Origin of the sequence: Micromonospora sp. LOL_015 (assembly GCF_048060275.1) — a bacterium.
Lineage (GTDB): Bacteria > Actinomycetota > Actinomycetes > Mycobacteriales > Micromonosporaceae > Micromonospora_E.
In genome coordinates this window covers 37,092-51,084 of sequence record NZ_JBHMIO010000019.1, presented here as the reverse complement: position 1 = coordinate 51,084, position 13,993 = coordinate 37,092, and the positions used below count along the sequence as shown (strand labels likewise).

The 13,993-nt window shown below is 70.7% G+C and carries 13 protein-coding genes, 1 tRNA gene and 1 pseudogene; 3 read left to right on the top strand and 12 right to left on the bottom strand.

Annotated features, from left to right (window positions below; genetic code table 11):
* Positions 1-5: 5 nt before the first annotated feature.
* The 4 genes and pseudogenes from ACFHWU_RS16860 to trpS all read right to left on the bottom strand — a co-directional run bounded on the left by ACFHWU_RS16860 (position 6) and on the right by trpS (position 3,038).
* Positions 6-425: a hypothetical protein gene (locus tag ACFHWU_RS16860; RefSeq protein WP_416556921.1), complete on the bottom strand. Its 420-nt coding sequence runs from the start codon at positions 423-425 to the stop codon at positions 6-8.
* Positions 426-533: 108 nt separating this feature from the next.
* Positions 534-1,391, bottom strand: a pseudogene (locus ACFHWU_RS16855) (YihY/virulence factor BrkB family protein); the annotation flags it as partial.
* A 70-nt stretch (positions 1,392-1,461) separates the two neighbouring features.
* On the bottom strand, positions 1,462-2,010 hold the full coding sequence (locus ACFHWU_RS16850; RefSeq protein ID WP_416590988.1) for a 2'-5' RNA ligase family protein: 549 nt from the start codon (positions 2,008-2,010) through the stop codon (positions 1,462-1,464).
* Between the two features lie 2 nt (positions 2,011-2,012).
* Positions 2,013-3,038, bottom strand: coding sequence for a tryptophan--tRNA ligase (gene trpS, locus ACFHWU_RS16845; protein WP_416556908.1), 1,026 nt, complete (start codon positions 3,036-3,038; stop codon positions 2,013-2,015).
* Positions 3,039-3,207: 169 nt separating this feature from the next.
* On the opposite strand from trpS, the gene galK reads away from it, so the two are divergent.
* Both galK and ACFHWU_RS16835 read left to right on the top strand, forming a co-directional pair.
* Positions 3,208-4,440, top strand: a complete 1,233-nt coding sequence (galK, locus tag ACFHWU_RS16840; protein WP_416590987.1) for a galactokinase — start codon at positions 3,208-3,210, stop codon at positions 4,438-4,440.
* Between the two features lie 44 nt (positions 4,441-4,484).
* Positions 4,485-5,033 carry a hypothetical protein gene (locus ACFHWU_RS16835; protein WP_416568999.1) on the top strand — a complete coding sequence of 183 codons (549 nt, stop codon included), beginning with the start codon at positions 4,485-4,487 and terminating at the stop codon, positions 5,031-5,033.
* Between the two features lie 58 nt (positions 5,034-5,091).
* Here the strand turns inward: ACFHWU_RS16835 and ACFHWU_RS16830 are convergent, their stop codons facing one another.
* The 8 genes from ACFHWU_RS16830 to ACFHWU_RS16795 form a co-directional block, all read right to left on the bottom strand.
* Entirely contained in the window at positions 5,092-6,381 is a 1,290-nt protein-coding gene (locus ACFHWU_RS16830; protein WP_416556905.1) for a sulfate adenylyltransferase subunit 1, read from the bottom strand.
* Positions 6,381-7,292 (bottom strand): sulfate adenylyltransferase subunit CysD, encoded by a 912-nt coding sequence (cysD, locus tag ACFHWU_RS16825; RefSeq protein ID WP_416556904.1) that lies wholly within the window; start codon positions 7,290-7,292, stop codon positions 6,381-6,383. Before cysD ends, ACFHWU_RS16830 begins: the two co-directional genes overlap by 1 nt.
* An 84-nt stretch (positions 7,293-7,376) precedes the next feature.
* Entirely contained in the window at positions 7,377-8,219 is an 843-nt protein-coding gene (locus ACFHWU_RS16820; RefSeq protein ID WP_416556903.1) for a 3'(2'),5'-bisphosphate nucleotidase CysQ, read from the bottom strand.
* A 113-nt stretch (positions 8,220-8,332) separates the two neighbouring features.
* Positions 8,333-8,920: an aminoacyl-tRNA hydrolase gene (pth, locus tag ACFHWU_RS16815; protein ID WP_416556902.1), complete on the bottom strand. Its 588-nt coding sequence runs from the start codon at positions 8,918-8,920 to the stop codon at positions 8,333-8,335.
* Between the two features lie 74 nt (positions 8,921-8,994).
* The gene (locus ACFHWU_RS16810) at positions 8,995-9,609 is read right to left on the bottom strand and encodes a 50S ribosomal protein L25/general stress protein Ctc (RefSeq protein ID WP_416556901.1); all 615 of its coding nucleotides are present in this window, start codon (positions 9,607-9,609) and stop codon (positions 8,995-8,997) included.
* Positions 9,610-9,904: 295 nt separating this feature from the next.
* A complete protein-coding gene (locus tag ACFHWU_RS16805; protein WP_416556900.1) occupies positions 9,905-10,885 on the bottom strand; it encodes a ribose-phosphate diphosphokinase in 981 nt (326 codons plus the stop codon).
* Between the two features lie 64 nt (positions 10,886-10,949).
* On the bottom strand, positions 10,950-12,440 hold the full coding sequence (gene glmU / locus ACFHWU_RS16800; protein ID WP_416556920.1) for a bifunctional UDP-N-acetylglucosamine diphosphorylase/glucosamine-1-phosphate N-acetyltransferase GlmU: 1,491 nt from the start codon (positions 12,438-12,440) through the stop codon (positions 10,950-10,952).
* Between the two features lie 147 nt (positions 12,441-12,587).
* Positions 12,588-12,659, bottom strand: a tRNA-Gln gene (locus ACFHWU_RS16795).
* 237 nt (positions 12,660-12,896) lie between these two features.
* On the opposite strand from ACFHWU_RS16795, the gene ACFHWU_RS16790 reads away from it, so the two are divergent.
* Positions 12,897-13,862, top strand: coding sequence for an acyl-CoA desaturase (locus tag ACFHWU_RS16790; RefSeq protein WP_416556899.1), 966 nt, complete (start codon positions 12,897-12,899; stop codon positions 13,860-13,862).
* Positions 13,863-13,993: the final 131 nt, after the last annotated feature.

Sequence of the window (13,993 nt, the reverse complement as noted above, 5' to 3'; positions counted from 1 at the left end):
GACGGTCAGCTTTTGGCGGTCAGCATGTTGGCGATGCGGACCATGCCGGCGCGTACCTCGTCCGGTGACGGCGGCGGCGACGGCTCGACATGCCGCTCCTGCGGTTCGGCGTCGTTGCCGCCGACCAGGTCCTCGAAGTCGTCGTACTCGGCGACGTCCTCGTCGGCGGAGGCCTGGGCGGCGGCCAGTTCGCCGCGGATCTCTTCGACGGTGACCAGGGTCAGCAGCGGCTCGACCACCGCCATCAACTCCTCGTCGGCGACCACCGTCTCGGCCAGGGCCAGCGCGTGCGCCCGTTCGTACGGCCCGCACACCACCGGTTCCCACTCGCCGTCCTGGTCGCCGAGCGGCCCGAAGGTGATGATCCATGGCATCGTGTGCGCCGGCGAGTCGTCCGGCAGCTCAAGCGTGACTAGTGCCCCCACCTGACCGATCATCGTCGTACGCCGGAGACCGTCGACGGCTTTTGCGGCTTTTACTGCTTTTGGCGGTGCCGATCCGGCCGGCCATGGCGTACGCCCCGCCGCCCGCCGGGCTGTCAGGTCGACCACCCGGCCGTGCCGGCTGGTTGCGGCCAGCGCCGCGCCGAACAGCAGCAGCTGGTTGAGCAGGTAGAGATAGATCAGCAGACCGACCGCGCCGGCCACCACGGTGTACGCGGGATTGCGCTCGAACCGGCCGACGTAGAACCGCCCGGCGGTGTTCAGCACGGTCAGCCCGAGCGCCACCACGAGAATCGGGGCGACCAGCCGCCGGGCGGACATCCGCAGCCGGGGCACCGCGACCAGCAGCGCCGAGGCGAGCACCAGGTTGATCACGAAGGCGAGCAGCACGCTCGCGACGGCCGCAGCGGCCGATCCTTCGCCGAGCAGCCAGCCGAGTAGCGACCGCAGCGCGTCGACCGCACCGACCGAGATGCCGATCAGCAGGAATGCCCCGACGAGTACGGCGAGGTCGACGATCTGCCGTACCCCGAAGTAGCCGGGCTGCTGGTCGAGCCGGTAGACGAACCGCTGCGAGGACCGGATCGCCTCCACCCAGCCGATGCCGGTCAACGCGAGCAGCACCAGGCCGACGACGCCGACCTGGCCACTGTTGCGCTGGATCTGGGCCAGGTCCAGAAACGGCAGGTTCTGCAGCAGGAAGTCGGCGACCGCCGCGCTGACCTCGGCGTTGGCCTCCACCAGGGCACCGAACACCCAGTACGCGACCAGACCGAGGGCGAAGACGGCGAAGAACCCGTAGTACGCGATCGCCGCGGCCAGCCGCCCGCCCAGCACCTGGTTGTAGCGTTCCACCGCCCGCCAGAGGTGATCCAGGCGCGGGTACCGCCGCCGGGACCGGTCCAGCGCCCGCTGGGTGCCGGACCAGGCCCGGCCGAAAACGTTCACCCCGTCATCCTGGTGCACCGGTCATCCCGGTGCACCCTTCATCCTGGTGCGCCGGGACGCCGCCGGGTGGTCAGCCGCCGAGTGGAAAATCCCGGCGCGAACGCCACCGCCCCTCACCGCTGTGCGAGAAGAGCGTGAACGAGTCGACCTCGAACTGCGCCTCGAAGCCGGCGAGGTCGTCGTACACCTTGTCCATCGCGTCGGTCGGCACGTCCTGGGCGACGGTCACGTGCGGGTGGTACGCGAACCGGCTCTCCCGGATGAGCTGGTCGGCGGTGCCGATCGCCGAGGCGAGCAGCTCGCACTCGCTGATCCCGGCCGCCACCGCGACGAAGACCACCTCGGTGATCGGCCGGAACGTGCCGGTCCCGCGCAGGTGCAACGGGTACGGCGGATGCGCGGCGGCCACCGCCGCCAGGTGCGCCTCCACCTCGGCCAGCTGATCTTCGACGATGTCGGTCGGGCCGAGCAGGGTGATGTGCGCGGGCACGTACTCGGCGGCCGGGTCGCCGGCCTCGGCCCGGCGGCGGGTCAGCTCCTCGCCCCAGGGCTGCGGGATGTCGATGGCGACGCCGATCCGCACCTGACCGGGAGCTGGTCGCGCGCCGATGACGGACACTGTCAGACAGTCCCCGCGGGTGCCAGGAAGCCGACCCGGTCGTACACGGCGGCGAGCGTCGCGGCCGCCACCGCCTCGGCCTTCCCGGCGCCGATCGCCAGGATCTTGTCCAGCTGGGCCGGGTCGTCGAGGTAGCCGCGGGTGCGCTCCTGGATCGGCCGGACGAACTCCACCGCCACCTCCGCCAGGTCCTTCTTCAGGTCACCGTAGCCCTTGCCCTGGTACGCGGCGGTCAGCTCGTCGAGCGTCCGGCCGCTGAGCGCGGCGTAGATGGTGAGCAGGTTGCTGATACCGGGCTTGCTCTCCGGATCGTAGATGATCTCGCGGCCGGTGTCGGTGACCGCCGAGCGGATCTTCTTCGCCGATTTGGCCGGGTCGTCCAGCAGGTCGATGATGCCGGCCGGGGAGGACGACGACTTGGACATCTTGGCAGTCGGGTCCTGCAGGTCGAGGATCTTGGCGGTGTCCCGGACGATGTACGGGGCCGGCACGGTGAAGGTGGCGCCGAACCGGGTGTTGAACCGCTGGGCCAGGTCCCGGGTGAGCTCCAGGTGCTGCCGCTGGTCCTCGCCGACCGGGACCGCGTCGGCCTGGTAGAGCAGGATGTCGGCGGCCTGCAGCACCGGGTACGTGAACAGCCCCACGCTGGCCCGCTCGGCGCCCTGCTTGGCAGACTTGTCCTTGAACTGGGTCATCCGGCTCGCCTCGCCGAACCCGGTGATGCAGCCCATGACCCAGGCGAGCTGGGCGTGCTGCGGAACCTGGGACTGGACGAACAGGGTGCACCGGCCCGGGTCGAGGCCGGCGGCGAGCAGCTGGGCGGCGGCCACCCGGGTCCGCTGACGCAGCACCTGCGGGTCGTGCCCGGCGGTGATCGCGTGCAGGTCGACCACGCAGTAGAAGGTGTCGTGGGTGTCCTGCATCGCCACCCAGTTGCGCACCGCGCCGAGGTAGTTGCCGAGGTGAAACGAGTCGGCGGTGGGCTGGATGCCGGAGAGCACCCGGGGGCGGGAGGCGGGCTCGGACATGTCGACAATTCTGACAGCACCGGTGGATCGATGTCTCGCCGGTATCCGACCGGCGGCCGCCGGTCGGCAATGTTCGGCTCTGTTGGATTTACCCGTAGCCACTGTTGATTCCTGGCCGGATGTGGTGGAATCTTCACCGGACGACCGGCGGAGTGAAGGGACACCGATCGTGACACTCCCGGTAGCCGGCGGCGGCGCAGGCGACAGCGACGCGGGGCCGGTCACCCGCCGCGCTCACGACGGCTTCCAGCAGCGGTACGGCGTACCGCCAGCCGGTTCGTGGGCGGCACCTGGACGGGTCAACCTGATCGGCGAGCACACCGACTACAACGACGGCTTCGTGCTGCCGTTCGCCCTGCCGCACCGCACCGTCGTCGCGGCGAGCCTGGCAGAGGCAGCCGGAGAGGCCGGCCCGGCAGAGCCCGGCTGGACCGTCTGGTCGGAGCAGTCCGGCGAGGAGATCGCGTTCAGCGCCGCCGACGCGGACCGGCCCGGCGCGGTCGACGGCTGGGGCGGCTACGTCGCCGGCGTGGTGTGGGCGCTGCGCGAGGCCGGGTACCCCGTACCGGCCGTCCGGATGGCGATCGCGTCCGACGTACCGCTCGGCGCCGGTCTGTCGTCGTCGGCCGCGCTGGAGGCCGCGGTGCTGACCGCCCTGGCCGACCTCGGCGGCATCGGCACCGACCAGCTGCCGGTGGCCCGGCGGCCGGCGCTGGCCCAGCGGGCGGAGAACGGCTACGCCGGGGTGCCCTGCGGGATCATGGACCAGTCGGCGTCGATCCGTTGCCGGGCCGGGCATGCGCTGTTCCTGGACTGCCGGTCACTCGACGTCGACCACGTCCCGTTCGACCTGGCCGCCGCCGGGCTGGCCGTCCTGGTGGTCGACACCCGGGCCCCGCACCGGCACGTCTCCGGCGAGTACGCCGCCCGGCGGGCCGCCTGCGAACGGGCGGCCGGGCTGCTCGGCGTGCCGGCGCTGCGCGACGTGCCGGTCGATGGTCTGCCAGCCGCCCTGGACCGGCTGCCGGCCGACCCGATACGACGCCGGGTCCGGCACGTGGTCACCGAGAACCACCGGGTCCGGGAAACGGTCACGCTGCTGCGGGCCGGCCGGATCCGCGAGATCGGTCCACTGCTGACCGCCTCGCACGCGTCGATGCGTGACGACTTCGAGATCACCGTGCCGGAGGTGGACGTCGCGGTGACCGCGGCGTTGGCCGGCGGCGCGTACGGTGCCCGGATGACCGGCGGCGGCTTCGGCGGCTGCGTGTTGGCGCTGGTCGATGCGGATGCCGCCGACCGGGTGGCGGCCACAGTGGGCGCGGCGTACGCCGAGCACGGCTTCCCGCCACCGACGTTCTTCACCGCCCTGCCCTGCGCGGGAGCCAAACGGATCCACTAACCTCGCCGCGACACATTAGACCAGTGGCGGCGGAGGTGCCCGTGGTGCAGGAGATGACCGACCGGCCGGCGGAGGACACCCCGTTCCTGGTCCGGATCGACGGACGCCGGTTCCTGATCTGGGCCGGCGGGCTGGCCGCCGTCTGCTGGTTGCTGGCCGGTGGGCTGCTCGGCGGGGTGGCGTACCTGGCCGCGAGGGAGGCGGCGGCCGGCCGCACGGCGACAATGGCGTTGGCCGGTCTGCCGGTGCTGCTGCTCGGCGGGTTGCTGGCCGCGACGGTTGTCATGTGGCACGGCCGGTTCACCGGCCGGGGCCCGGTGCTGGCCGCCGACCGGACCGGGGTCTGGGTGGCGAACGGAAGTTTCCGCGCCAACCCGGTCTGGCTGCCGTGGGACGCGGTGTCGGCGGTGCAGGTCCGCCGGACCGGGATCGAGGACTTGATCTTCATCGACGCGCAGACGCCGCACCCGGCGGTGCCGCCGGGTGCCCGGCTGATGGTGCCGACCATGCTGCTGGACTGCGGCAGCACCCAGATCGTCGCGGCGCTCGGTGCGCTGGCCGCCGGCCGGGCCCCGGTCTACGGACGCTGGTGAAACTCAGCCACCGGGTCGGGCCCGCCGGTGACAGCGGACCCGACCCGTCGACCCTGGGTCAGCCGGCTTCGATGATCATGCCAGCGGCGGCGGTCCGGTTCGTCGACTCGTCGATCAGGATGAAACCGCCGGTGGTCCGGTTACGCCGGTACTCGTCGGTGAGCAGCGGGACCGTGGTCCGGAAGGTGACCCGACCGATGTCGTTGAGGCCGAGCTGGCTGGCCGCCTCGTCGCGGTGCAACGTGTTGACGTCCAGCCGGTACTGCACGCCACGGACCACGGCGCGGGCGCTGCGGGTGGTGTGCTTGATGGCGTACTTGCCGCCCAACTGCAGCGGCCGCGTCTCGTCCATCCAGCAGATCATCGCCTCGACGTCCTGAGCCGGGGTGGGCGCGTTGTGCGGCCGGCAGATCAGGTCGCCCCGGGAGATGTCCAGCTCGTCGGTGAGCCGTACGGTCACCGACATCGGCGGGAACGCCTCGTCGACCGGGCCGTCGGCGGTCTCGATGCTGGCGATCGTGCTGGTCAGCCCGGACGGCAGCACCATCACCTCGTCGCCGGGCTTGAGCACCCCGGAGGCGACCTGGCCGGCGTAGCCACGGTAGTCGGTGACGGTGGTCGACTGCGGCCGGATCACGTACTGCACCGGGAACCGTACGTCGACCAGGTTGCGGTCGGAGGCGATGTGCACGTGCTCCAGGTGGTGCAGCAGCGACGGTCCTTCGTACCAGGGGCTGCGCTCGGACCGGGTGGCGATGTTGTCACCGTTCAACGCCGAGATCGGGATGACCGACAGATCGGGCACCTCCAGCTTGGCGGCGAACGTGGTGAACTCGTCGGCGATCGCCTCGAAAATCGACTGGTCCCAGTCGACCAGGTCCATCTTGTTGACGCAGAGCACCAGGTGCGGCACCCGCAGCAGCGAGCAGAGGAAGGCATGCCGGCGGGACTGCTCGACCAGACCCTTGCGGGCGTCGACCAGGATCAGCGCCAGGTCGGCAGTGGAGGCACCGGTGACCATGTTGCGGGTGTACTGGGTGTGCCCGGGGGTGTCGGCGATGATGAACTTTCGCCGCGGGGTGGCGAAGTAGCGGTACGCCACGTCGATGGTGATGCCCTGCTCCCGCTCGGCGCGCAGGCCGTCGGTGAGCAGCGCCAGGTTGGTGTACTCGTCGCCCCGGGCCGCACTGACCGCCTCGACCGCTTCCAGCTGGTCGGTGAAGAGCGACTTGGTGTCGTAGAGCAGCCGACCGATGAGGGTCGACTTGCCGTCGTCGACGCTGCCGGCGGTGGCGAACCGCAGCAGGTCCATGGTCCGGGTGGTGGGGGCGTCAGCCGTCACCGTCATCAGAAGTAGCCCTCCCGCTTGCGGTCTTCCATGGCGGCCTCACTGACCCGGTCGTCGCCCCGGGTGGCCCCGCGTTCGGTGATCCGGGTCGCGGCGACCTCGTCGATCACCTTCTCGACGGTGTCCGCCGGGGAGCGGACCGCCGCCGTGCAGGAGGCGTCGCCGACGGTACGGTACCGAACCTTCTCGACGAACGGCGTCTCGCCGGAGCGGGGCTGGATGAACTCGTTGACCGCGTACAGCATGCCGTCGCGCTCGATCACCTCGCGCTCGTGGGCGAAGTAGATCGGTGGCAGCTCGATCCGCTCCCGCGCGATGTAGTGCCAGACGTCCAGCTCGGTCCAGTTGGACAGCGGGAAGACCCGGATCGACTCGCTTGGGTGGTGCCGGCCGTTGTACAGCGACCACAGCTCGGGGCGCTGGTTCTTCGGGTCCCACTGGCCGAACTCGTCGCGGAACGAGAAGACCCGCTCCTTGGCCCGGGCCTTCTCCTCGTCCCGGCGGGCCCCGCCGAACAGGGCGTCGAACCGGTACTTTTCGACCGCGGCCAGCAGCACCGGGGTCTGGATGCGGTTGCGCATCCCGTCCGGCGACTCGCGGACCAGCCCCGATTCCAGGGCTTCCGGCACGCTGGCGACGACCAGCTGCAGGCCGAGCTCGTCGACCCGGCGGTCCCGGTAGTCGAGCACCTCTTGGAAGTTGTGCCCAGTGTCGACGTGCATCACCGGGAACGGGATCCGGGCCGGGGCGAACGCCTTCTGCGCCAGTCGCAGCATGACGATCGAGTCCTTGCCGCCGGAGAAGAGCAGCACCGGCCGCTCCAGCTCGGCGACGACCTCGCGCATGACGAAGATGCTCTCCGCCTCCAGCGCGTCGAGGTGGGAGACGCGGTACGCGGTCGCGTTGGTCATCACACCCACCCCTGGTTGTGGGTCATCCGAAGCTTGGTCATCCGAATACCAGACCTTTCCGGTTGGCAAGCTGGAGATAGAGGGTCAGGATACCTGCAGATGCTGTCGCAACGCTGCGAGCAGTTTGCTGGCAAGATCCCGTCGGCAGACCACCAAATCTGGCAGCCGCGGGTTGGCCTCGTTGTATTGCAGCGCAGATCCGTCGATCCGGGAAGCGTGCAGACCGGTGGCGGTCGCCACGGCGACCGGCGCGGCCGAGTCCCACTCGTACTGGCCGCCGGCGTGCACGTAGGCGTCGGCGTCGCCGGCGATCACCGCGGCGATCTTGGCACCGGCTGAGCCCATCGGCACCAGCTCGGCACCGAGCTGCTCGGCGAGGGCGGTGACGAAGGCCGGTGGCCGGCTGCGGCTGGCGGCCAGCCGGATCGCGCCGCCGGCCGACGCCGCCGCCGGCATCGGCGGGTACGGCGGCGGGTGCTCGGTGCTGATCGTGCGGTGCTGGGCGGGCAGTCCCACCGCGCCGGCGACCAGCCGGTGCGGGGTGGAGCCGCTGCGGGACCAGAGCGCCACGTGCACCGCCCAGTCGGCGCGGCCCTCCTCGGAGAACTCCCGGGTGCCGTCGAGCGGGTCGATGATCCACACCCGGTCGGCGGTGAGCCGGGACGGCCCGGCGTCCGTCGAGATCTCGGCGTCCGGGTCCGGCAGCGCCTGGCGGGCGCCGTCGTCCTCCTCCGACAGCACCGCGTCCGCCGGCCGCCAGCGGGCCAGCTCGGTACGGAGCAGGTCGTGGGAGACCTTGTCACCGGCCGCCTTGAGCGCGGTCGGGTCGGCGTACCCCAGCTCCTCACGGACCTGGAGCAGCGACTCGCCGGCGCGCCCGGCGAGCCATCGGGCGAATGCGGCATCGGTTACCGGCGGCGTGCTCATCTGGCTCCTCTCGTACCTGCCCGGCGGACGCCGGGCCGTCCACCGGAATCCACGGGCGGTGTGCTGCCCGGTTCACGATCCAGCTGTCCCAGATGTAACGCCACAGCCGCCGCTCAGCTGCTGTGGTACGTGTTCTGGGCCCACTCGAGCCCCCGGACGACCACCGCTTCCACCAGGTCAGCGGCCCGATCGACGAGAAAGTCGAGTTCCTTGCGTTCAGTTGTCGAGAAATCTGACAAAACATAATCTGCTGGATCCTGTCGACCGGGCGGACGCCCGATCCCGAACCTGACCCGCAGGTACTCCTTGCTGCCGAGCGACCGGGACATGGAGCGCAGCCCGTTGTGGCCGCCCTCTCCACCGCCCTGCTTCACCCGCAGTCGACCGTAGTCGATATCCAGCTCGTCGTGCACTGTGACGATCTGCTCGACCGGCACCTTGTAGAACTTCGCCAACGCGGCCACCGGGCCGCCGGAGAGGTTCATGTACGTCAGCGGCTTCGCCAGCACCAGCTTCGGGCCGCCCAGGCCGAGTCGCCCCTCGCCGGACTCGGCCGCCGCCCTACGGTGCCGGCTCAACCGGACACCCAGCCGACCGGCGAGCAGGTCCGCGACCATGAACCCGACGTTGTGCCGGTTGCGGGCGTACTCCCGGCCCGGGTTACCCAGCCCCACGACCAGCCACGGCGCCGTCTCCACCACACCTCCTGAAACGGATCAAGGCGTCACGCCGCGGCAGGGCCGGCAGCGGGACGCCCGGATCGTCGAACGGCAGGTCAGACCGGCTGCTCCGCGGCGCCCTCGGCGACGGGCTCCTCGGCCGTCTCCTCGCCGGTCTGGGCGGCGGTCGGTGCGGCGGAGATCACCACGAGCACGGTCGTCGGGTCGACGGCCAGCTCGACCCCGCCCGGCAGCTGAACGTCGCCAGCGGTGACGTGCGAACCGGGCTCCAAGCCCTCGATCGAGACCTCCAGCGACTCCGGCACCCGGGTCGCCTCGGCGCTGACCGACAGCGTGTCGTGCTCGTGCATCACCAGGGTGCCCTTGGCCGGCTCGCCGGCCAGTTGCACCGGGATGTCCACGGTGACCTTCTCACCACGGCGGACCAGCAGCAGGTCGACGTGCTCGAAGGTGTCCTTGACCGGGTCACGCTGGATCGCCTTGGTCAACGCCAGCGCCTGGGTGCCGTCGGTGATGTCGATGGCGAACAGCTGGTTGGCGCCACCGTGCCGGATCGCGGCGGCGAACTCACGGGCGGGCAGCGCGATGTGCTTGGGCTTCTCGCCGTGGCCGTACAGCACGGCGGGCACCTTGCCGGCCCGGCGGGTACGGCGGGCACCACCCTTACCGAACTCGGTGCGGGGCTCGGCGCTGATCTTTACCTCGGACACGGGAGTACTCCTGGAGTTTCGGCAGTGCGTGCGGGGGAACCTGATCCGGCTCCGGAGAGACGGACGCGATGTCGGCGGTGCCGGGCGAAGGGGCACGCTGGGCGCTCGTCCAACTGGGCAGTGCCCGGAGCACCGCGTCGATCACGGTGCTCCGGGCGGCAGCGCTTCGTCAGCAGCGGCCCGCAGGGCACCCTCGCCGTGGCAACCGCACCAGTCTACCCGAGGCTGGTGAACAGATTCAGGCAGTACCCCTGTCCCTGTGCGGGCGGCCCAGCCCGCAGGCGCGGGCCATGAATCAGCTCAGCCCGCCGAACAGCGTCGTCACCGAGCCGTCGTCGAAGACCTCGCGGATCGCCCGGGCCAACAGCGGCGCGATGGACAGTACGGTGAGCTTGTCCAACTGCTTCTCCGCGGGCAACGGCAAGGTGTTGGTCACCACCACCTCGCTGATCCGGCTGTTCTTCAACCGCTCGGTCGCCGGGTCGGACAGCAACGCGTGGGTGGCCGCCACCGCGATGTCCGACGCACCCGCGTCGTAGAGGATCTCCGCCGCCTTGGTGATCGTCCCACCGGTGTCGATCATGTCGTCGACGATCAGGCAGACCCGGCCCTCGACGTCGCCGACCACCCGGTTCGCCACCACCTGGTTCGGCTTGAGCGGGTCCCGGGTCTTGTGAATGAAGGCCAGCGGGCAGCCGCCGAGCCGGTCGGTCCAGCGCTCGGCCACCCGGACCCGGCCGGAGTCCGGCGCGACCACGGTCATCGGCCGCCCGGCGAACCGGCTCTCGACGTAGCCGGCCAGGATGTCCATCGCGAAGAGGTGGTCGACCGGGCCGTCGAAGAAGCCCTGGATCTGCGCGGTGTGTAGATCGACGGTGAGGATCCGGTCCGCGCCGGCGGTGCGCAGCAGGTCGGCGATCAGCCGGGCGGAGATCGGCTCCCGGCCGCGGTGCTTCTTGTCCTGACGCGAGTACGGGTAGAACGGCAGCACCACGGTGATCCGCTTGGCCGAGCCACGTTTCAGCGCGTCGATCATGATCAGGGTCTCCATCACCCAGCGGTTGACACCGTGGGTGACCGACTGGACGACGAACGCGTCCGAGCCGCGGACCGACTCCTTGTACCGGACGAAGATCTCGCCGTTGGAGAACTCGTACGAGTCGGCCGGGGTGGGTGCGATGCCGAGCACTTCACCGATCTCCTCGGCAAGCTCGGGGAAACCCCGGCCGGTGAAAAGCATCAGGCTCTTGCGGTTCTCGGCGACGATGCTGCCCATCGAGACGTCTGCTCCCGTCAGGGTGGTTGCGGACGCCGACCTGGCTGGGCCGTGCGCCGCTGGACTAGTCAGACGCAGTATCTCCCGGAACCGGGTCAGTGGCACCGTGATGGTGGGCCGCTTCACCGTTCCCAGCCCCGACCTGCCCGTTCCCGGCGTCGGCCGGCCCGTTCCCGGCACCGACCGTACCGGCCGTGGCGCGTTCGGCGGCCGTCGCGGCGGCGGTGCCCGGCCGGCGGGACCGCACCCAGCCGTCGACCGTGCGCTGCTGGGCCCGGGTGACGGCGAGCGCGCCGGGCGGCACGTCCCGGTTCACCACGCTGCCTGCTCCGACGTACGCACCGGCGCCGATCTCGACCGGGGCGATCAGGCTGCTGTCACAGCCGACGAAGGCGGACTCCCCCACTGTGGTGTGGCTCTTGTGCACCCCGTCGTAGTTGACGAAGATCGTCGCCGCACCAATGTTGGCCCGGGCGCCGATCGTGGCGTCCCCGACGTAACTCAGATGCGGCACCTTGGCGCCCGCGCCGATCTGCGACTTCTTCACCTCGACGAAGGTGCCGACCTTGGCCCGCTCGTCGAGCTGGGCGTCCGGGCGCAGATAGGCGTACGGCCCGACGCTCGCGCCGGCGCCGATCCGGGCCTGCACGGCGTGCGACCGCAGCACGGTCGCGCCCGCGCCGACGGCGGTGTCGATCAGCGTGACGTCCGGCCCGACGGTGGCCTCGGCACCGACCGTGCTGGTGCCGTACAGCTGGGTGTTCTGCTCGACGACGGCGTCGCGTTCCAGGTGCACTGTCACGTCGATCCAGGTGGTGGCCGGGTCGAGGATGCTCACCCCGGCGCGCATCCAGCCCTCGTTGACCCGGTCGGCGAGCAGCCGGCGCAGCCGGGCCAGCTCCACCCGGTCGTTGCAGCCCAGGGTCTCGGTCACGTCGGTGGCGATGTGCACGCCGACCGGTGCTCCGGCGGCGGCGAGCAGGCCGACGGCGTCGGTCAGGTACTCCTCGCCCTGGTCGTTGTCGGTGGTGAGCTTGCCGAGCGCGTCGCGCAGTCCGGCCGCGTCGAAGGCGTAGATCCCGGCGTTGATCTCGCGGATCCGGCGCTGCTCCGGGCTGGCGTCGCGCTCCTCGACGATGCGTTCCAGGCCGCCGGTTGGGTCGCGGACGATCCGGCCCAGCCCGGTTGGGTCGGCGACCTCGGCGGTCAGGACGGTGGCGGCCGCCCCGGCCGACTCGTGCGCCTCGATCAGCTCGGCCACCGTCTCCGGGCGCAGCAGCGGCACGTCGCCGTTGAGCACCACGACCGTGCCGGTGGCGTCGGGCGCGGCCGCCATCGCCAGCCGGACCGCGTGCCCGGTGCCGTGCTGCTCGGCCTGCAGCACCGGTACGGCCGCCGGGGCGATCTCCGACAGGTGGGCGGTGACCTGCTCGGCGCGGTGTCCGACGACGACCAGGGTGCGCTCGGCGGCGGCGGCCGTGGCGGCGGCGAGGACGTGCCCGACCAGGGTCCGGCCGAGCAGCGGGTGCAGCACCTTGGGTAGCGCCGATTTCATCCGCTTGCCTTCGCCGGCAGCGAGGACGACCACGGTACGGGACCGGGGCTGGATCACGAGAAATGCTCCCGTCAGGGCGGCGGCACGTTCTACTTGACCAGACGAGACACTCAGCATCACGACAGCGAGGCTCAATGTCACGGGAAGCTCGGCCGCTAGGACTCGAACCTAGAATATCGGGACCAAAACCCGAGGTGTTGCCAATTACACCACGGCCGATCGTGCTACGGAGACAGCCTAGCGTGCCGGGCGGAGTCCGGCGTACTCCCGTCGCCCGGCACGGGCGGGCCGGGTGGACACGCACGCCGACCCGGCTCCGGAACTCGACCGTAGAAAACTACGGCTCCGTAGGTTACGGTGACGTAGGCGTAAGTTCCCGTTCTTTCACCGCTGGCCGCCGCACCGGCTGGAACGCCCCGGCGCACCGCGGTCGAACCGTCACCGCTGCGAGGTGCCATGTCAACCGCCCTACTCGAGCCACCACAGACCAACCCCGGACCCGCCCCCAAGCCGCTGACCGTCGGCAAACAGTCGATCGGTGTGCTGATCGTCCTCGGTGCCTTCGTGACCGTCCCGTTCCTGGCGCTGATCGCCGCCGTACCGGTCGCCTGGGGCGGCTGGCTGGGCTGGACCGACGTCGCCATCGGGCTGGTCTTCTACGTGGTGGCCGGACTGGGCATCACCGTCGGGTTCCACCGGTACTTCACCCACGGCTCGTTCAAGGCGAAGCGGTGGCTGCGGATCACCCTGGCGCTCGCCGGCTCGCTGGCGATCGAGGGCAACGTGATCCAGTGGGTCGCCGACCACCGCCGCCACCACGCCTTCAGCGACATCGAAGGTGACCCGCACTCCCCCTGGCGGTTCGGCACCAGCGTCTGGGGGCTGACCAAGGGCCTGCTCTACGCCCACGTCGGCTGGTTGTTCCACCGGGACCTGACCAACCAGAAGCGGTTCACCCCCGACCTGCTCGCCGACAAGGACATCCGTCGCATCGACCAGTTCTTCCCGGCGCTGGTCGTGTTCACCATGCTCGCCCCGGCCGCGATCGGCGGCCTGGTCACCTGGTCCTGGCAGGGTGCGCTGACCGCGTTCTTCTGGGCCGGCCTGGTCCGGGTGGCGATGCTGCACCACATCACCTGGTCGATCAACTCGGTCTGCCACGTCTACGGGGAACGGCCGTTCGAGGTGCGGCAGGGCGACAAGGCGTCGAACTTCTGGCCGCTGGCCATCCTGTCCTTCGGCGAGAGCTGGCACAACCTGCACCACGCCGACCCTACCTGCGCACGGCACGGCGTACTGCGCGGGCAGATCGACATCTCCGCGCGGGTGATCTGGCTGCTGGAGAAGACCGGCGCGGTCTCCAACGTCCGCTGGCCGAAGCCCGATCGGATCGCGGCCAAGCTGGTCAAGCCGGCCGGCTGAGCCGGTCCGCGGCCGGTACGGTTACCCACCGGGTCGGTGCGGGCACCGACCCGGTGGCCCGGCACTGGCAGGATGAGCCAAGTGACGGACAACCCAACCACCAACGGTGACCCTTTACCGGGCGGCACACC

What these genes read in the sequence shown, in the direction of transcription:
- ACFHWU_RS16830 (WP_416556905.1), bottom strand. Translation starts at nt 6,381, where the DNA reads ATGACGGTGACGGCTGACGCCCCCACCACCCGGACCATGGACCTGCTG.
- ACFHWU_RS16820 (WP_416556903.1), bottom strand. Translation starts at nt 8,219, where the DNA reads ATGAGCACGCCGCCGGTAACCGATGCCGCATTCGCCCGATGGCTCGCC.
- ACFHWU_RS16790 (WP_416556899.1), top strand. Translation starts at nt 12,897, where the DNA reads ATGTCAACCGCCCTACTCGAGCCACCACAGACCAACCCCGGACCCGCC.
- glmU (WP_416556920.1), bottom strand. Translation starts at nt 12,440, where the DNA reads ATGAAATCGGCGCTACCCAAGGTGCTGCACCCGCTGCTCGGCCGGACC.
- trpS (WP_416556908.1), bottom strand. Translation starts at nt 3,038, where the DNA reads ATGTCCGAGCCCGCCTCCCGCCCCCGGGTGCTCTCCGGCATCCAGCCC.
- cysD (WP_416556904.1), bottom strand. Translation starts at nt 7,292, where the DNA reads ATGACCAACGCGACCGCGTACCGCGTCTCCCACCTCGACGCGCTGGAG.
- ACFHWU_RS16805 (WP_416556900.1), bottom strand. Translation starts at nt 10,885, where the DNA reads ATGGGCAGCATCGTCGCCGAGAACCGCAAGAGCCTGATGCTTTTCACC.